This is a genomic window from Stakelama flava (assembly GCF_019351405.1).
Lineage (GTDB): Bacteria > Pseudomonadota > Alphaproteobacteria > Sphingomonadales > Sphingomonadaceae > Sphingomonas > Sphingomonas flava_A.
This window is the reverse complement of the sequence record NZ_JAHWZX010000020.1, coordinates 19136-36973: the sequence shown is the minus strand read 5'-3', so window position 1 is coordinate 36973 and position 17838 is coordinate 19136. Positions and strand designations below refer to the sequence as shown.

Sequence of the window (17838 nt, the reverse complement as noted above, 5' to 3'; positions counted from 1 at the left end):
CAGGATCAATCGGCAAACCGTATTGGGGGCATACCCCCAATACGGTTGTTGCCATCACGCCCAGCGATGGGCATCAAACTGGCCCGAGGCTCTCCTCATAGGTGGTAGAAACCTTGGGCTCAGACCACTTCAAATCACTCCGAACACCAGCGCCCCATCACCCTCTTCCACCTTCACGGTCGACCCGTCTTTTACTTCGCCGCGCAGGATCATGTCGGCGAGGGGGTCTTGGAGGTACTTCTGCACCGCGCGTTTTAGCGGGCGTGCACCGTATACCGGATCATATCCCACCCGGCCCAGCCAGTCGCGTGCGCCGCGCGTGAGGTCGATCGTGACCTTGCGATCGGCGAGCAGGCGCTGCACGCGCGCTACCTGAATATCGACGATCGGTCCCATATGTTCCTGGCCCAGCTTGTGGAACAGGATGATCTCGTCGAGGCGGTTCAGGAATTCGGGGCGGAAGTGCGCGCGCACCACCTCCATCACCTGCGGCTCGACATCCTCCACCGACTGGCCTTCGTCCAGATTGGTGAGATATTGCGATCCCAGGTTCGACGTCATGATGATGATGGTGTTCGAAAAATCGACCGTGCGCCCCTGGCTGTCGGTCAGACGGCCGTCGTCGAGCACCTGAAGCAGAACGTTGAACACGTCGCCATGCGCCTTTTCGACTTCATCGAACAGCACCACCTGATAGGGCCGCCGCCGCACCGCTTCGGTCAGCACGCCGCCCTCTTCGTACCCGACATAGCCCGGAGGTGCGCCGATCAACCGCGCCACGGCGTGCTTTTCCATGAACTCGCTCATGTCGATGCGCACCATGGCGTTCGCATCGTCGAACAGGAACTGCGCGAGTGATTTGGTAAGCTCGGTCTTGCCGACGCCGGTGGGGCCAAGGAACAGGAAGGAGCCGAGCGGCCGGTTCGGGTCCTGAAGCCCCGCGCGGCTGCGGCGAACGGCGGTCGAAACGGCCTTCACCGCGTCTGCCTGTCCAATGACCCGCTCGCCCAGAACCTCTTCCATCTTGAGCAGCTTTTCGCGCTCGCCCTCCATCATCCGGTCGATGGGAACGCCGGTCCAGCGGCTGACGACAGAGGCGATGTCGTCATCGGTTACTTCCTCGCGCAGCATCGCGCCTTCGGACGCGCCCTGCGCCTCGGCAAGCTGCTTTTCGAGGGTGGGGATCGTGCCATAGGACAGTTCGCCGGCGCGCCCCAGATCGCCAGAGCGTTGCGCCTGATCGAGTTCGATCCGCGCGGCGTCGAGTTGCTCCTTCAGCTTCGCTTCGGACTGGATCTTCACCTTTTCGGCCTGCCAGCGTTCGGTAAGCTGCGCTGATTCCGCCTCAAGCCCGGCAAGCTCGTCCTCAAGCCGGGTAAGGCGGTCGCGCGATGCCTCGTCGCTTTCCTTGCGCAGCGCCTCGCGCTCGATCTTCAGCTGAATGATGCGGCGGTCGAGATTTTCGATCTCCTCCGGCTTGGATTCCACTTCCATGCGGATGCGGCTTGCCGCCTCGTCCATCAGGTCGATCGCCTTGTCGGGCAGGAAACGGTCGGTGATATAGCGGTTCGACAGCGTCGCCGCCGCCACGATCGCGCCATCGGTAATGCGAACGCCGTGGTGAAGCTCGTATTTCTCCTTCAGCCCGCGAAGGATCGAAATCGTATCCTCGACCGTCGGTTCATCGACAAAGACCGGCTGGAACCGCCGCTGAAGCGCCGCATCCTTTTCGACATATTTGCGATATTCATCCAGCGTCGTCGCACCGATGCAATGCAATTCGCCGCGGGCGAGCGCGGGTTTGAGCAGATTGCCCGCGTCCATCGCGCCATCGGTCTTTCCCGCGCCGATCAGGGTGTGCATTTCGTCAATGAACAGGATGATGCTGCCTTCGCCGGCCTTCACCTCGTCCAGCACGCCCTTTAACCGTTCCTCGAACTCGCCGCGATATTTCGCGCCGGCAATCAGCGCGCCCATGTCGAGCGCCATCAGTTCGCGATCCTTCAGATTGTCGGGCACGTCGCCATTGACGATGCGCAGCGCAAGGCCCTCGGCGATCGCGGTTTTGCCGACGCCGGGTTCACCGATCAGCACGGGGTTGTTCTTCGTCCGGCGGGCAAGGATCTGCACCGTGCGGCGGATTTCCTCATCGCGCCCGATTACGGGGTCCAGCTTGCCGCCGCGCGCCGCTTCGGTCAGGTCGGTGCAGAATTTCTTCAGCGCGTCATACCGGTCCTCGGCGCTGGCGGTGTCGGCGGTGCGGCCGCCGCGCAGGTCGTTGATCGCGCTGTTGAGCGCTTCGGGGGTGACATTGGCATCGGCAAGCGCCTTGCCCGCCGCCGTGGTCTTGGCGAGCGCGAGCGCGAGCAGCAGCCGTTCGACGGTGACATAGCTGTCGCCCGCCTTTTGCGCGACCTGTTCGGCGGAATCGAGCAGCCGAACTGCGTCATTGTTCAGCCCCGGCGTCGCCTGCGCGCCCGATCCCGAAACGGCGGGCAGCCTGGCAAGCGCGGCATCGGTTTCGGCTACGGCGCGCTTTGCATCGCCGCCAGCCTTTGCGATCAGGCCGGCCGCCATGCCTTCGCTATCTTCAAGCAATGCCTTCAACAGATGTTCGGGCGTGATCTGCTGATGGCTCAGACGAATGGCAACGGTTTGCGCGGATTGGAGAAATCCCTTCGCGCGATCGGTAAATTTTTCAAGATTCATGGTAATTCCCTGCTAGTCTTTGGCTAACAGATAGTGTTGCAGAAATACAACACAACCCTTGGAAGCACAGATAATGTGTTGCGCCGGGCAAGGATGTGCAATCGGGAGGAATGCGGATGGTCGCCGCGACATGCTGACACCGCGATGACGGCTTGCGTGGCACACAAGCCCGCACTCCTAATAGCTGTTTGAAAAGTCCTTGCCTTTTTGTGGTGTATTGTCACGATGCAACACATCCGCAAAAAGATTCAGGGGGAAATTCATGATTCGATCGGCCTTGTCGCTCGCTACCGCCGGCCTGCTGCTGACGGTTTCATCTGCAGCGCTTGCCCATGCACAGACGCCCCCCGCATCGGCGAAGCGGGACGCTGCGCCGTTATCGCAACTGGTGGCCGACGTGGATATTCCGCACCAGGGCTTCACGCTGCCCAACGGTTTGCGCGTGATCGTCGCGCCCGATCACAAGGCACCGGTCGTTGCCGTGTCGGTCTGGTATCATGTCGGATCGAAGGATGAACCGGCGGGCAAGACCGGGTTCGCACACCTGTTCGAACATCTGATGTTCGGCGGATCGGAAAACAGCGATCAAAGCTGGTTCACTCCGATGCAATCGATCGGCGCGACCGATCTGAACGGCACGACCTATTTCGACCGGACCAATTATTTCGAGACGGTCCCGCGCGGCGCGCTCGATACCGCGCTGTTCCTAGAAAGCGACCGGATGGGCCATCTGCTCGGCGCGGTCACGAAGCCGAAGCTCGATGTGCAGCGCGGCGTCGTTCAGAATGAAAAGCGGCAGGGCGATAACCAGCCGGGCGGACTGATCGATTACGATGTGTATGCGACGCTGTTTCCCGAAGGCCATCCCTATCACCACACCACCATCGGTTCGATGGCGGACCTCGATGCGGCTAGCCTGGAGACGGTAAAGGGCTGGTTCCGCGATCATTACGGGCCGAACAATGCGGTACTGGTGCTGGCCGGAGACATCGACCTTCCGGCGGCAAAGACGCTGGTGACCAAATATTTCGGGGACATTCCGCGCGGCCCGCAATCGCACCCCGCCGAAGCTGACGTGCCGACGCTTTCTGCGCCGGTGCACAAGGATTTCAAGGATCAGGTTGCGAACACGACCATCGCCCGGCTGTGGGCGGTGCCGGGCATGTTGTCGAAGGATGCGCCGGCGCTCGACCTGACGGCAAGCGTGCTGGGCGGCCTCGCCAGTTCGCGCCTCGACAATATGCTGGTGCGCGATGAAAAGCTGGCCGTCAGCGTATCTGCCGGGTTTGAGGAATTCGAACGCGTCGGCGTTTTCGAGGTGAAAGCGGTGGTGAAGCCGGGAGTCGATCCCGAAACGGTGGGCAAGCGAGTCGATGCAATCATCGCCGATCTGATCAGCAAAGGTCCGACTGAAGCGGAGCTTCAGCGCGCCAAGACGGACGACGTCGCGAACACCATTCGCGGGCTTGAATCGGTCGGCGGCTTTTCGGGCAAGGCGGTGACGCTGGCGCAGGGCGCGGTCTATGCGAACGATCCGGCCTATTACAAGGAACGGCTGGCGAGCGAAGTCGCGCTGACCCCGGGCGAAGTTCAGCAGGTGGCGCAGAAATGGCTGTCGCGTCCGGTTTTCTCCTACACGCTCTCGCCAGGTGAACGCAGCGGCGATTACGAAGAAGCGTCGGGCGTCGGCGCAGGGGCCGCGACCGGAAGCGCACCCAGCTATTACCGCGCCCCGCTCGCCGGAGAACATCCGATGGCGAAAAAGCCCGCGCATCTGGCGACGCCGATGGAGCGCGCCGCGTCCGATGCGGCCGAAACCGCGCCGCAAGCGGCGGGGGCGGGCGGCGGCGTCGACCGTTCGAAACTGCCGGAGGTGGGGGAGATTGCCGATCTTGATTTCCCCGATGTCGAACACGCCACGCTTTCCAACGGCATTCCCGTTGTTTTCGCCCAGAGGACCGGCGTACCGGTGGTGCGCGTCGCGGTCGATTTCGATGCGGGCGCGGCCGCCGATCCGCGCGATGCGCTTGGCACACAGTCGTTCATGCTCTCGCTGCTCGACGAAGGCACGACGCATCTCAACGCGGTTCAGATCGCCGAGGAGCAGGAGCGGTTGGGCGCGACGATCAGCGCCAGTGGCAATATGGATCGCACCGGTGTTTATCTCAGCGCGCTGACGCCCAACCTTGCGCCCTCGCTCGGGCTTTTGGCGGATGTCGTTCGCAACCCAGCCTTCCGTCCGGCGGATGTCGACCGGGTCCGCGCGCAGCAACTCGCCTCGATTGCTGAGGAGACCAAGAACCCGACCGGGATCGCACTGCGCACGCTGCCGCCGCTTCTGTACGGCGACAAGCACCCCTATGGTGTACCGTTTCGCGGCACCGGCGACCCTGCGGTGGTGGCCAGGCTGACCGCCGCCGACCTGAAGGGCTTTCACGGCAAATGGCTGCGTCCCGACAACGCCATGATCTTTGTGGTGGGCGATGCAAAGCTGTCTGATGTGATGCCGCTGCTCGAAAAGAGCTTTGGCGACTGGAAGGTTTCGGGCGCGAAGCCGGTCAAGAATTTCGACGCGAAGCTTCCCGCGCAGACCAATCGAGTGCTGCTGGTCAACCGGCCCAATTCGCCGCAGTCGCTGATCTTTGGCGGTGAGGTGATGCCCATTCAGGGCACCGATTCGATCGAACCGTTGATGCAGGCGAACGATGTGCTGGGCGGCAGCTTCCTGTCGCGCCTCAATCACGATCTGCGCGAAACCAAACACTGGGCCTATGGTGTGCAGGGGTTCATCTATCGCGTCGAAAATCAGGTGCCCTATATGATCTATGCGCCGGTTCAGGCGGATCAGACCGGTCCGTCGATCGCGGCGATGGACGAAGACATGAAGGCGTTTCTCGGCTCAAAAGGGGTTACCGACACGGAGTTGAAACGCACGATCAGCGGGGCGATCCTCGAACTGCCGGGCCAGTTCGAAACGGCAGCCGATGTATTGGGCGGGCTTGAATCGAATGCGCGCTACAACCGGCCCGACAATTATTACGAAACGTTGGCCAGCCGCTATCGCTCGATGACCGCGACGCAACTCGACGCCGCCGCGCGTAAGGCGATCGATCCGTCGAAAATCACCTGGGTCGTGATCGGCGATGCGGCAAAAGTGAAGCCGCAACTCGACGCGCTGAATATTCCGGTCGAAACCACGGGCATGCCCGGCGCTTCGGACGAATGATCCGGTGGGCGGGGGACGACAATACTATCGGCTCCCGCTCTACCGGCAGCGGCATCGGCCCTTTACAGTTTTTCCCAGGGTTTTTCGCGCAGGTTCAGATGGGTGAGCCTGCGTTTTTCCAGGCGCGGCGCGAGGAAGCGATAGAAATACCAGTCCTTCGCCGCGAACGGCGTCAAATGATAGAGCAGCCGTTCGCCGAGCGTCCAGCGCACCCGCCGCCGATCCGAGCGTCGGGGGGAGGGGATGCACCACAAATCGGGCGGATAGGCTGCACGTCCCAGCTTCAACACGCGCTGCATAACCTCATGATCCATCAGCACATAGGGCCAGCGCCGATGCGTATAGCCGCCCGCCGCCACGAACGCCCGCGTGCGAAAGGTCTGACCGAAACCGCCGGTATGCGTCTGTTTCGGCCATAATTTTGCCGCCACTACCGAACGCCAGAAGCGTTTGCGGCGCGCGGCGCGCCCATCGGGCGGGGCGGGGACATCGACCGCCATCACCGCCACCAGCGCCGCGCCGTCAGCATCATAGGCCGCCTGCGCCCGCGCAAGATAATCGGGCGGATACCAGGTATCGGCATCGCCGAACGCGACGAAGTCGGTGTCGATGTACGGCATCGCGGTTTCGAGCGCATGGATCTTGCCCGGTTTACCTTCGGTCAGATGCAGGCTTTCGATGCCGTCCAGCCGAGCGGTGAGCGCGCGCGCGATTGCCGCCGAACCATCGTTCGATCCGTTATCGATCAGGATCAGGCGAAACGGCTTTACGCTTTGCGCGGCGAGCGATGCGATCGTGTCTGAAAGAAAGGTCGCTTCGTTGTAATAGGCGATGACGAAGCTCCAGCGCATGACGTTCACCGCGCCAGTTCGATCAGCGTGCGGCAGGCATGCTCGCTAGACCGGGGACCGTGGCTCGCCACCACCTGAGCGCGCCCGGCCCTGCCCATCGCGGCAAGCCGTGCCGGTTCGCGCAGCAGCCGGGTGACGGCGGGTTCGAAGCTGTGCCTATTGACCAGCGCGCCGCAGGCGGGGGGCACTACATCCGGCCCGATGCGGTCGTCCATCGCCACCACGGGAATGCCGCACGCCATCGCTTCGGGAATTGCGCGCGGGAAATAATCGCGCCGCCCCGCATGGAAATAGAGCCGCGCCTGATTGATCAGGCCGGGCACTTCGCCATGCGGGCGGTGCCCAAGCCATTCGATATGCGGATACCGCCGTGCGAGCATCGCCGCTTGTGGTCCGCCGCCGACCACCGCCACGCGGGCGATGCGCGACAGGCGGCCGATCTCGTCAAACCGTTTCCAGCGGTTGAGGCGGCTCACCGCGATCACGTCCCAGCGCTTTTGGACCTGAGGATCGGGAGAGAAGCGTTCGACATCGATGGTTTTGGGCAGTCTTTCCGTCCGGTCGGAAGCGATCGCGCGCCGCCAGAACCGCCACCCCGGATGGGCGAGTGCATATTCCTGGCCCGCGCTTTCGGTGAACAGAAAGTCGGCGCGCGGCACCAGACGACTCCAGTAATCGCCGCCGATGATGATCGCGAAACGCCGCCCGCCGGGGTTCAGCGCATGGTCGTACAGATGGTATCCGGCGCCGCCATTGGCGCCGATCAGCACGAACAGATCGGCCGGATCGTCGCGTGCCGCCGTCGCCATCGCATCGCTATACTGGTCACGGCTCTTCGCGCCGCCGCCCGATGTCGCGAACAGCCGGATGGGATAGGCCGGGCGGTCGGCGAATTGCGATGTCAGCACCGCCCCCTCATCGCCCACGCCCCACAACTCGACATCCGTGCCCAGCGCGGCTAACAGGGCGGGCATCCTTCGGTCGCGGTTGTCCCAGGCAAGCCATTCCGAAAGATCGGCGATGCCGTGATAGACGGGATAGGTCAGGACGAAGATGATGCGCATCGAAGCGCGCGCTATCAGTCGGCGGATACCCTGACCAGTAGTCCCGATCCCGTCTGGTCCGATGACGGCCCGCGCATCAGTTGCGTCATGGTGACCGCCAACCGCGCCGCGCTGGCGCGACGGGCGATCACGTGCTTCGTGCATCAGCGCTGGGCCAATCGCGAATTGGTAATCGTGGATGACGGGGAAGCGGATTATTCGCCGCTGTTCGCCGGCATTCCCGCCGATCGGATCGCGTATCACAAAGTCGCCCGACGACCCGAAACCACATTGGGCGCCTTGCGCAATCTGTCACTCAATCTCGCTCGCGGTGATCTGATCGCGCAATGGGACGATGATGACTGGTATCATCCCGACCGGCTGGCGGTGCAGGCGGCTGCACTCGGCGAGGGGAGTGATGTCTGCCTGCTCGCCGGGACGCTGATGCACCTCGATTCGCCGCGCTGGTTCGATCACCCCTATATCGGCACGCTGCGCCCCGGCGTCCCCGGCACGATCGTGCACCGCGCCAATTTCCGTGCCCGCTATCCCGACGAACGGCGCGGGGAGGATACGGTGTTCCTCGACAACTGGCCGCGCGCTGCGGTGCGCATTATCGAAGCGCCGCACCTGTTCGTGCGCGCTTTTCACGGGTCGAATACCTGGGAAGCGCATCATTTCACCCGGCGCATCCGCAACACCCCTGCCGCCGCGATCGAATATGTCTGGCGGCGGTTCGTCACCCGCAACCTGCATGGCCATAGCCGTTTCCGGATGGGCACCGCCGAACGCGATGCCTTTGCCCGGTTCATCGCAGATTCGAAGCGGGCGGGTATTTTCGCGTGATGGCGCTGATCGGTCGGCTGCGCGGATGGGCCGGTTCGCGGGACGGGGGTAGAGTGCTTGCCGTGCTTCGCTGGTTGTTCTTCGCGACGATGATCGGCTGGCTGGTGGCAAAGGTGAATGCGATCGGCTGGGGCGAAGTCGCGCGCTCGCTTCCTGCCAACCCGCTGTTCTATATTCTGTTCGTGATCATGTTCCTGATGCTTCCCGCATCGGAAACGCTGATATTCCGCCTGATTCTGGGCGGAGGGATCGTGCGGGAATTTCCGATATTCATCCGCAAGCGCATCCTGAACGCCGCATTGGTTGGCTATTCAGGAGAGGCCTATTATTTCCTTTGGGCGCAGCGGAACCTGCGGCTTCCCGCGAAGCGAATCATGCTCGGGATCAAGGATAACGCAATACTGTCCGCGATTTCGTCGGCAACGATCACTGCGCTGTTGCTGATCGCGTTCGTGACGACGGGGCAGGCACGGCTTTTCGCGCGCTGGCTCGATTCGGCGGCGGGCTGGCTGATCGCGGGGGCGCTTGCCGCTGCCTTCGTGCTGCCGTTCGCCTGGCGGCTGCGGCGACGCATTTTTTCGATACCGGTATCCACCGCGATCGCCGTACTCGCCATCCACATGGTGCGCATCGCGCTGGTCGTGCTGCTTCAGGCAACGCAATGGGCGGTGGTGTTGCCGCAAGAGCCGTGGAGCGTGTGGATATTGTTTCTCACCATGCAGATGGTGGTGTCGCGCCTGCCGTTCATTCCCAATCGCGATCTGCTGTTCCTGTCGGCCGGGTTGCAGATGAGCGGCGCGGTCCATGTCCCGCAAGAGGCGATGGCCGGGCTGCTTCTCGCCGGGGGCGCGCTAACGCAGGGGAGCAACCTTGTCTTCTTTGTCCTGACTGCGGTTTTTCGCCCGCGCGATTTGCCGCGTGGCGAATCGCTTCCCACCGATGACACGCTGGTCGCGACACCGCCCGCGCGTTGAACGCGGCCCGCTTACGCTGCGGCACACTGGCGCGGGGTGTGATCGCTTGACAGTCGGGTTTCTCCGGGCGACCTCTCGTGCCGGACGGGCGCTGCCCGGAAATGCATTAAGGAGAGACATATGGCGGACGTGGACGGCACCTGGGAAACGGTGACCAAGACCCCGATGGGCGACCAGAAGGCGGAAATGACGATCAACAGTTCGGGGGACAGCTTCACCGGCACCTTTGCCGGCGACATGGGCCAGACCGAGATCGAGGACGGCAAGGTGAATGGCAATACCGTCACCTTCAAGATTTCGATCAAATCGCCGATGCCGATGACGCTCGACGGCGAAGCGACGGTAGACGGCGACACGATGAACGGAAATGTGAAGGCGGGCGCGTTCGGTGCCTTCCCGCTTACGGGCACGCGCAAGGCCTGAATTCTCGCCTTTTGTCAGAAAAGCTCGCTTTCCCGCGGGAAGGCGGGCTTTTTTCGTTTCCGATCATTTACACGCCCACGCTCGCAGTCCTAAGGTCACGCTCGATCGTGTGACGTTACAACGCACCACAAGCTTTCTGGGGGACTTCTATCTATGCGCATACAGCTTCTCGCCGCCGCAGCGGCAATCGCGGGTCTGGCGGGACAAGGCTATGCGCAGGATCAAAAGCCCAGCCCCAACCAGCAATATGACGAACGCCCGGCCGACCTGAACCTGTCGCATCAGGGCTGGAACTATGAAAAGCGCGTCGTCGACATTCCGATGCGCGACGGGGTGAAGCTGCATACCGTCATCCTGATCCCCAACGGCGCGAAAGATGCGCCGATCCTCCTTACCCGCACGCCCTATAATGCCGAAGGGATGACGGGCGGGGCGGGCAGCAGTGCGAATCTGGCCGAAGTGTTGCAGCATTCGGACGGGCCGGCCGACGTCATCCTGAAGGGCGGCTATATCCGCGTCATTCAGGACGTTCGCGGCAAATACGGGTCGGAGGGCATCTATATGATGAACCCGCCGCCGCATGGCACCGATTTGAACCCCACCGACACCGACGATTCGACCGATACGTACGACACGATCGACTGGCTGGTGAAGAACGTGCCCGAATCGAACAAGAAGGTCGGCATTCTCGGCATTTCCTATGACGGCTATCTGTCCCTGACCGCCACAATCGATCCGCATCCCGCGCTGAAGGTAGCGGTGCCGATGAATCCGATGGTCGATGGCTGGCGCGGCGACGACTGGTTTCACAACGGCGCGCTTCGCGAAACCAACATGACCTATATCTGGGAACAGGAAGCGACAAAGGCCAATTCCAATCCCTGGTTTTCCACCACCTATGACGATTACGATTATTACAAGCGGGCGGGCTCTGCCGGTGCGGCCGCGGCGCAGCATAATCTGGATCAGATCGGCTTCTGGAAGAAAATCTCCTCGCACCCTGCCTATGACAAGTTCTGGCAGGATCAGGCGATGGACAGGGTACTGGCGAAACATCCGCTGAAGGTCCCGATCATGCTGGTCCACGGTCAGTGGGATCAGGAGGATATCTATGGCGCGCCGGCGGTGTGGAAGGCGCTGAAGCCGAAGGATACCGACAACGACATGCTCTATATGACCATGGGGCCGTGGTATCATGGTCAGGAAGTGCGCGACGGCTCCGCGCTTGGCAATATCGACTGGGATCAGGATACGGCGAAATGGTGGCGCTGGCATGTGTTGGCACCGTTCCTTTCGCACTATCTGAAAGGCACGCCGATGGACGTGGCCCCCGTCACGGTATTCCGGTCGGGCACCAATGAATGGCAGGAACTGCAGGACTGGCCGGTCGCGAAGGCCAACGATCCGCTCTATCTGAAGCCCGGCGGCGGGCTTGGTTTCGACAAGGCTGCCGGCCCGATGCAGACCGCCGACTATGTGTCCGACCCCGATCACCCGGTCACCTATCGCCCGCGGCCCATCCCGCCGGTCTATGCTTCGGGATCGACCTGGCATCAGTGGCTGACCGATGATCAGCGCTTTGCAGAATCGCGTCCCGACGTGCTGACCTTTACCACCGATGTGCTGACCAAGCCGGTGACGATCGCGGGCCAGCCGGTGGTGCACCTCAACGCATCGACCAGCGGCACCGACAGCGACTGGGTGGTGAAGCTGATCGACGTGTATCCCGATCAGGTTCCGGCAAAGCCCGAAATGGGTGGGTATGAATTTCCGGTGGCGATGGACATCTTCCGCGGCCGCTACCGCGAATCGCTAAGCGATCCGAAATCGATCACGCCGGACAAGCCGCTCGAATACACGTTCGACCTGCCCAACTCGGATCATGTTTTCCTGCCCGGCCATCGCATCATGGTGCAGGTACAATCGAGCTGGTTCCCGCTCTATGATCGCAACCCGCAGAAATACGTGAAGAACATCTTCTACGCCAAGCCGGAGGATTTCCAGAAAGCGACGCAGAAGGTGACGGTTTCCGGTCCGAACGCCAGCTATATTGACCTGCCGGTCGTCGCGAATTGAGGAGCGTGAATATGAACACCTGGATTCGCTCGACGCTGCTCACCGGCATCGCGGTTACGCTTGTCGGTGCCGCCCCGGTGCAGAACCGGCCGCAGGTCACGCCTGACATGGTGCAGACTGGCAGCGACATTCCCGCCGACTGGCAAGCGCCGCAGACCGGGTTCGATTACGTCAAGAAGGACGTGATGATCCCGATGCGCGACGGGGTGAAGCTGCACACCGTCATCATGATTCCAAAGGGCGCGCACGACCTGCCGATGGTGCTCGAACGTACACCCTATAACGCCAGCGGCTTTGCGCCGAACAATGCGCCGAAGATGAAGGATGCGGTCTGGTCGGGCGATACCGATTGGGCCGATGGCACCCATATCCTGGTCTGGCAGGATATTCGCGGCAAATACGGGTCGGAAGGCGATTATGTGATGACGCGCCCGCCGCGCGGGCCGCTTAATCCGACGCAGACCGACGACACCACCGACGCCTATGACACGATCGACTGGCTGGTGAAGAATGTTCAGGGGACGAACGGCCGGGTCGGGATGATCGGATCGTCATATGACGGCTGGACGGTGGCGATGGCGCTGCTCGATCCGCATCCGGCACTGAAGGTCGCCGCGCCCGAAAGCCCGATGGTCGATGGCTGGATGGGCGACGACTGGTTCCATTACGGCGCGTTCCGCACCGGCAATCTCGATTATTATGTGGGGCAGATGACTGAGGCGGGCAGCGCCCCGGCAATGCCGCGCGACACCTATGACGAATATGAATACTGGCTTGAAGGGTCGGTAGGCGACATCGCCAAAAAGCATGGCGTCGACAAACTGCCCTTCTGGCAGCGGCTGACCGCACACCCGGCCTATGACGCGTTCTGGCAGCTTCAGGCGGTGGACAAGATGGTCGCGGACAAGCCGTCGAGCGTTCCCACAATCTGGCTTCAGGGGTTCTGGGACCAGGAGGATATCTACGGCGCGGTGCATAGCTGGGAAGCGCTGGAAAAGGCCGGGCACGGGGCGAACAACCACCTCGTCATCGGGCCGTGGTGGCACAGCCAGATCAACCGCTCGGCATGGAATCTGGGGCCGCTCAAATGGAATGGCGATACCGCCGCCAATTTCCGGCAGGATGAACTGATCCCGTTTTTCGACCAGTATCTGAAGGACGGTGCGCCCACGCACAAAATGCCGTCGGCGATGATCTACAACTCGGCTGAAAATCATTGGGACAGCTTTGCCGACTGGAAGGCGAACGAGGACCGGACGCTGACGCCGCTATATCTTCAGGCGGACAAGCGATTGGCGTTCGATGCGCCGGGTGTGGGCGGAGAGGACAGCTATGTCTCCGATCCCGCCAAGCCGGTTCCCTATATCCAGCGGCCGATCACCAGCGGGGATGAGGACCGCTGGCGGACCTGGCTGGTGCAGGATCAGCGCTTCGTTGCCGATCGTCAGGATGTTGTTTCCTACACCACGCCCGTGCTCGACAAGACGGTGACGATCCACGGCGCGCCCGTTGCCGATATCTTTGCGAAGACCACCGGAACCGATAGCGATTTCGTGGTGAAGCTGATCGACGTGTACCCCGCGACCAATCCGGAAAACCCCGAAATGGGCGGCTATCAGCTACCCATCGCGATGGACATTCTGCGCGGCCGGTATCGCAACAGCTTTTCCGATCCCTCGCCGATCCCGGCGGGCACGGTGCAGGAATACAAGTTCCGCCTGCCGACGGTGAATTACGAAGTGAAGCCGGGCCACCGCATCATGGTGCAGATCCAGTCGAGCCTTTTCCCCGTCTATGACCGCAACCCGCAGAAATATGTGAAGAACATCTTCTTCGCCAAACCGGGCGATTATCAGAAAGCGACGGTGAGCATCGAACATGGCGGCACCGGCAAGAGTGCCGTGCTGCTTCCGCTGGCGGGCGGATAACACCCGTCGCCGCGAGGAGCGAGGCGACGAAGCCGTCCGGTTCGCGGGCGGGCCGGGTTGCTTCGCTACCCTCGCAAGGACGGCGTGGGACGGGATTCCCGCGCCATGGAAACGCTCGCCTGGTTCTATCGCCAGACGCGCGTGACGTGCCCCATCTTGCGGCCGGGACGGATTTCGGATTTGCCGTACAGGTGGAGATGCGCTTCCGGCTCGGCGATGATCCGGGGCCAGCGCTTCGCCTGATCGCCAATCAGATTTTCCATCTCGACGCGGCTTCCGGTCACCGCCGTCGATCCCAGCGGCAGACCGCAAATCGCGCGGATATGGTTTTCGAACTGGCTGGTGACCGCGCCCTCGATCGTCCAATGGCCGCTATTGTGCACGCGCGGCGCCATTTCGTTGAAGATCGGCCCGTCCTTGCCCGCGAAAAACTCCAGCGTCAGGACCCCGACATAATCGAGCGCATCGGCAACCCGGCCTGCCAGCGCCGCCGCTTCGGTCCACAGCGCCGCGACTTGCGCCGGGGCGGGGACGGTCGAGCGGGCGAGGATGCCGTCTTCATGCCCGTTGAGCGGCGGCGGATAGCTTGCATGTGCGCCATCCATCCCGCGCGCCAGCACGATTGAAAATTCATGATCGAAATCGACAAAGCCTTCGAGGATCGCGGGATTGCCGCCGATCGCGTCCCACGCAGCGTCGGCATCGTCCGCGCTGGCAAGTCGCGCCTGCCCCTTGCCGTCATAGCCGAAGCGGATCGTTTTCAGGATCGCCGGGCATCCGATCTCGGCGATCGCGCTGTCCAGTTCCTGGCGGTTCGTCACCGCGCGCCATGGCGCAGCGCGGCCGCCCAGCTTTTCGACAAAGGTTTTTTCCTGCGTCCGGTCCTGTGCGATCGAAAGCGCCTGTGCCGACGGGCGCACCGGCACGCTTTTCGCCAGCGTCGCGATTGGCGCAGCCTCGATATTCTCGAATTCGTATGTGACCACATCGACCGCTTCGGCGAATTGCGCGAGCGCCGCTTCATCGTCATATGCGGCGGCGGTGAATGCGTTGTTCACATCGCATGCCGGTCCCGAAGCGGGCGCGAAGACATGGATGCGATAGCCGAGCTGCGCCGCCGCGACGCCAAGCATCCGGCCAAGCTGGCCAGCGCCGATAATGCCGATGGTCGATCCGGGGGGCAGGGTGTTCATTCGGGTTCGTTCGCCACGCTGTCGGTTTGTCGCTCACGCCATTCGTCGAGCCGCTTCGCCAGCGCATCGTCGGACAGCGCCAGAATGCCCGCGGCCATCAGTCCGGCATTGATCGCACCCGCCTTGCCGATGGCGAGCGTGCCGACCGGAATGCCGCCGGGCATCTGAACGATCGAAAGCAGGCTGTCCATGCCGTCCAGCGCCTTTGACTGGACCGGCACGCCGAGAACGGGCAGCCGCGTCATCGACGCCGTCATACCCGGCAGATGCGCCGCGCCGCCCGCGCCAGCGATAATGACCTTCAGCCCGCGTCCCACCGCGCCCGTCGCATAGTCGTAAAGCCGCTGCGGCGTGCGGTGCGCGGAAACCACCTTCGCTTCATGCGCAACGCCCAGCGCCTCCAGCGTATCGGCGGCATGGCGCATCGTTTCCCAATCGGAGGTACTGCCCATGATGATGCCGACAACCGGTGCGTGCGCCATAATATTACCCTGTGCGTGACGGGAAGCGCCGGTTCCTAATCGTCGGTCCCGGCAAGGGCAATCGAAGTTTCGCGAAACGCCACGATCCGAACCTCACCGTTCATGCAGGTAGAAACGTTCCTGTTCGCGCATATCGTCGTCCAGTTCGTACACGATCGGTTTGCCGGTGGGGATTTCCAGCCCGGTAATCTCGTCATCGGGAATGTTCGACAGATGCTTCACTAGCGCGCGCAGCGAATTGCCATGCGCCGAAATCACCACGCGCTTGCCTGCTTTCAGGTCGGGAACGATCGTGCCCTGCCAATAGGGAAGCACGCGCGCGATCGTATCCTTCAGGCTTTCGGTATTGGGAATGTCGATCCCGGCATAACGGCGATCCTGTCTCAGATCGTATTTGTCGCCTTCCTCCTGCGGCGGGGGCGGGGTGTCGAAACTGCGGCGCCAGATATGCACCTGTTCGTCGCCATGCTTTTCCGCCGTCTCCGCCTTGTTAAGGCCGGTCAGCCCGCCATAATGGCGTTCGTTGAGGCGCCAGTCCTTTTCGACCGGCAACCACAACCGCCCCATCGCCTCCAGCGCGAGGTCAAGCGTCTTGATCGCCCGCGTCTGCACCGAGGTATAGCATTGATCGAAATCATATCCCTTTTCGGCAAGCATCTCACCCGCCTGAATCGCTTCCTCGACGCCCTTCTCGGTCAGGTTCACGTCCCACCAGCCGGTGAACCTGTTTTGCAGATTCCATTCGGACTGGCCGTGGCGGATCAAAACGAGTGTGGGCATGGACGGACCTTTCAAGAGCGTTGAGGCTTTAACGGGGCTGATAGAGACGGTGGCACGGCCAAGACAAGCCGTCTGATACAAATCAACGAAGGAAAGCCCGATGACGATCCAGCGCCGAACCCATGTATATGACGGCCCCGGCGGCCCGTTCGAAGGCGTGATCGCCTGGGACGACGAAGTGCCGGGTGAGCGGCCGGGAATTGCCGTCATTCCCAACATCCTTGGCCAGAAGGAAGCGGACAATTGCAAGGCGGAGGACCTTGCCCAGCTCGGCTATCTCGGCTTCGCGATCGATCTTTACGGTCAGGGCAGGCGAACCCGGCTGGAGGATGCGGACCGCGGCAAATATATGGACGAACTCAATGCCGACCGAGCGTTGCTCAGGGCGCGGCTGGAGGCGTCGCTGGCCGAGTTGAAGAAGCAGCCGGAGGTGAATGCCGGAAAGACTGCAGCGGCCGGTTTCTGCTTCGGCGGCAAATGCGCCATCGATATGGTCCGCTATGGCGCCGATATTCTGGGCGCGGTCAGCTTTCATGGCGTGTACGACCGGCCCGACTACGACAATGTCACCCCGATGCGCGCGAAGCTGCTTGTCTGCCACGGCTGGGAAGACCCGATCGGGCCGCCCGAAAGCGTTGTGGCGCTGGCCAGCGAACTGACGGAGGGCGGTTGCGACTGGCAGCTTGACGCCTATGGTCATGCCGGCCACGCCTTCACCGATGTCGATCGCAAGGATGGCGACAATCCGGCGCTGCGGTTCGAACCAAAGGCCGACCGGCGAAGCTGGGCGGCAATGCGGTATTTCCTCGAAGAGCTGTTTGCCTAAATCGTCCGGGTCAGGAAGCGGCTGAACGGATCGCCGTCGCGGTAATCGCCGAAAGCGGGGCATTCGGCAAAGCCGAAGCTGTGGTACAGGTGGTGCGCTGGCGCGAAACCGGGGCCTGATCCGGTTTCCAGGCTCAACCGACGATAGCCGCGCGCCTGTGCAGTGGCGATGATGTGGGTCAGCATGGCGGCGGCGACGCCCCGGCGCAGCATCGCAGGGTGGGTGCGCATTGATTTGATCTCGCCATGCGCGGGGTCGAGTTGTTTGAGCGCGCCGCATCCGGCCAGCGCCTCCCCATCCCACAGCGTCCAGAAACTGACATCCTGTGCGGCAAGGCCGGACAGATCAAGAAAGTGGCAGCTGTCTTTCGGACTGTTCGCCAGCATGTCGGCGAAATGCAGCTCCAGCAGCGAATGCACCGCAGGATGATCGAGACCGCCCTCGCTCAGGCGCATGATTGTCTCCCGAACGGCGTGGCGGG

At 62.4% G+C, this 17838-nt stretch carries 14 protein-coding genes; 7 read left to right on the top strand and 7 right to left on the bottom strand.

The annotated features are described in order from the left end of the window. Positions 1-129 precede the first annotated feature (129 nt). Positions 130-2709: an ATP-dependent chaperone ClpB gene (clpB, locus tag KY084_RS15210; protein WP_219239333.1), complete on the bottom strand. Its 2580-nt coding sequence runs from the start codon at positions 2707-2709 to the stop codon at positions 130-132. 262 nt (positions 2710-2971) lie between these two features. On the opposite strand from clpB, the gene KY084_RS15205 reads away from it, so the two are divergent. Beyond that, on the top strand, positions 2972-5935 hold the full coding sequence (locus KY084_RS15205) for a M16 family metallopeptidase (RefSeq protein ID WP_219239332.1): 2964 nt from the start codon (positions 2972-2974) through the stop codon (positions 5933-5935). 62 nt (positions 5936-5997) lie between these two features. On the opposite strand, the gene KY084_RS15200 is transcribed toward KY084_RS15205, so the two are convergent. Next, positions 5998-6786, bottom strand: coding sequence for a glycosyltransferase family 2 protein (locus KY084_RS15200; RefSeq protein ID WP_246587237.1), 789 nt, complete (start codon positions 6784-6786; stop codon positions 5998-6000). A 5-nt stretch (positions 6787-6791) separates the two neighbouring features. Then, positions 6792-7850, bottom strand: coding sequence for a glycosyltransferase (locus KY084_RS15195; RefSeq protein WP_219239330.1), 1059 nt, complete (start codon positions 7848-7850; stop codon positions 6792-6794). Between KY084_RS15195 and KY084_RS15190 the strand changes: the two genes are divergently transcribed. From KY084_RS15190 to KY084_RS15170, 5 genes are all read left to right on the top strand, one after another. Beyond that, a complete protein-coding gene (locus tag KY084_RS15190) occupies positions 7812-8675 on the top strand; it encodes a glycosyltransferase family 2 protein (protein ID WP_219239329.1) in 864 nt (287 codons plus the stop codon). The two genes, KY084_RS15195 and KY084_RS15190, sit on opposite strands and share 39 nt — an antisense overlap. Then, entirely contained in the window at positions 8672-9649 is a 978-nt protein-coding gene (locus KY084_RS15185) for a hypothetical protein (RefSeq protein WP_219239328.1), read from the top strand. The genes KY084_RS15190 and KY084_RS15185 overlap by 4 nt, the downstream gene beginning before the upstream one ends. A gap of 120 nt (positions 9650-9769) precedes the next feature. Next, positions 9770-10072, top strand: a complete 303-nt coding sequence (locus tag KY084_RS15180; protein ID WP_219239327.1) for a hypothetical protein — start codon at positions 9770-9772, stop codon at positions 10070-10072. A 153-nt stretch (positions 10073-10225) separates the two neighbouring features. Continuing rightward, positions 10226-12148 carry a CocE/NonD family hydrolase gene (locus tag KY084_RS15175; protein ID WP_219239326.1) on the top strand — a complete coding sequence of 641 codons (1923 nt, stop codon included), beginning with the start codon at positions 10226-10228 and terminating at the stop codon, positions 12146-12148. Between the two features lie 11 nt (positions 12149-12159). Then, positions 12160-14076, top strand: coding sequence for a CocE/NonD family hydrolase (locus KY084_RS15170; protein ID WP_219239325.1), 1917 nt, complete (start codon positions 12160-12162; stop codon positions 14074-14076). Between the two features lie 125 nt (positions 14077-14201). Here KY084_RS15170 and KY084_RS15165 read toward each other — a convergent pair whose 3' ends face one another. From KY084_RS15165 to gpmA, 3 genes are all read right to left on the bottom strand, one after another. Further along, a complete protein-coding gene (locus KY084_RS15165) occupies positions 14202-15269 on the bottom strand; it encodes a 5-(carboxyamino)imidazole ribonucleotide synthase (RefSeq protein WP_219239324.1) in 1068 nt (355 codons plus the stop codon). Continuing rightward, complete coding sequence (purE, locus tag KY084_RS15160; protein ID WP_219239323.1) at positions 15266-15751, bottom strand: 5-(carboxyamino)imidazole ribonucleotide mutase; 486 nt, start codon at positions 15749-15751, stop codon at positions 15266-15268. Before purE ends, KY084_RS15165 begins: the two co-directional genes overlap by 4 nt. A 93-nt stretch (positions 15752-15844) precedes the next feature. After that, a complete protein-coding gene (gpmA, locus tag KY084_RS15155; RefSeq protein WP_219239322.1) occupies positions 15845-16531 on the bottom strand; it encodes a 2,3-diphosphoglycerate-dependent phosphoglycerate mutase in 687 nt (228 codons plus the stop codon). A 100-nt stretch (positions 16532-16631) separates the two neighbouring features. Here gpmA and KY084_RS15150 point away from each other — a divergent pair, with 100 nt between their 5' ends. Next, positions 16632-17357, top strand: a complete 726-nt coding sequence (locus KY084_RS15150; RefSeq protein WP_219239321.1) for a dienelactone hydrolase family protein — start codon at positions 16632-16634, stop codon at positions 17355-17357. Here KY084_RS15150 and KY084_RS15145 read toward each other — a convergent pair. Next, a complete protein-coding gene (locus tag KY084_RS15145) occupies positions 17354-17812 on the bottom strand; it encodes a GNAT family N-acetyltransferase (protein ID WP_219239320.1) in 459 nt (152 codons plus the stop codon). The genes KY084_RS15150 and KY084_RS15145 overlap by 4 nt on opposite strands. Positions 17813-17838: the final 26 nt, after the last annotated feature.

What these genes read in the sequence shown, in the direction of transcription:
- KY084_RS15180 (WP_219239327.1), top strand. Translation starts at nt 9,770, where the DNA reads ATGGCGGACGTGGACGGCACCTGGGAAACGGTGACCAAGACCCCGATG.
- KY084_RS15145 (WP_219239320.1), bottom strand. Translation starts at nt 17,812, where the DNA reads ATGCGCCTGAGCGAGGGCGGTCTCGATCATCCTGCGGTGCATTCGCTG.
- KY084_RS15150 (WP_219239321.1), top strand. Translation starts at nt 16,632, where the DNA reads ATGACGATCCAGCGCCGAACCCATGTATATGACGGCCCCGGCGGCCCG.
- KY084_RS15175 (WP_219239326.1), top strand. Translation starts at nt 10,226, where the DNA reads ATGCGCATACAGCTTCTCGCCGCCGCAGCGGCAATCGCGGGTCTGGCG.
- KY084_RS15200 (WP_246587237.1), bottom strand. Translation starts at nt 6,786, where the DNA reads ATGCGCTGGAGCTTCGTCATCGCCTATTACAACGAAGCGACCTTTCTT.
- KY084_RS15195 (WP_219239330.1), bottom strand. Translation starts at nt 7,850, where the DNA reads ATGCGCATCATCTTCGTCCTGACCTATCCCGTCTATCACGGCATCGCC.
- KY084_RS15170 (WP_219239325.1), top strand. Translation starts at nt 12,160, where the DNA reads ATGAACACCTGGATTCGCTCGACGCTGCTCACCGGCATCGCGGTTACG.
- purE (WP_219239323.1), bottom strand. Translation starts at nt 15,751, where the DNA reads ATGGCGCACGCACCGGTTGTCGGCATCATCATGGGCAGTACCTCCGAT.
- gpmA (WP_219239322.1), bottom strand. Translation starts at nt 16,531, where the DNA reads ATGCCCACACTCGTTTTGATCCGCCACGGCCAGTCCGAATGGAATCTG.
- KY084_RS15165 (WP_219239324.1), bottom strand. Translation starts at nt 15,269, where the DNA reads ATGAACACCCTGCCCCCCGGATCGACCATCGGCATTATCGGCGCTGGC.
- KY084_RS15205 (WP_219239332.1), top strand. Translation starts at nt 2,972, where the DNA reads ATGATTCGATCGGCCTTGTCGCTCGCTACCGCCGGCCTGCTGCTGACG.
- clpB (WP_219239333.1), bottom strand. Translation starts at nt 2,709, where the DNA reads ATGAATCTTGAAAAATTTACCGATCGCGCGAAGGGATTTCTCCAATCC.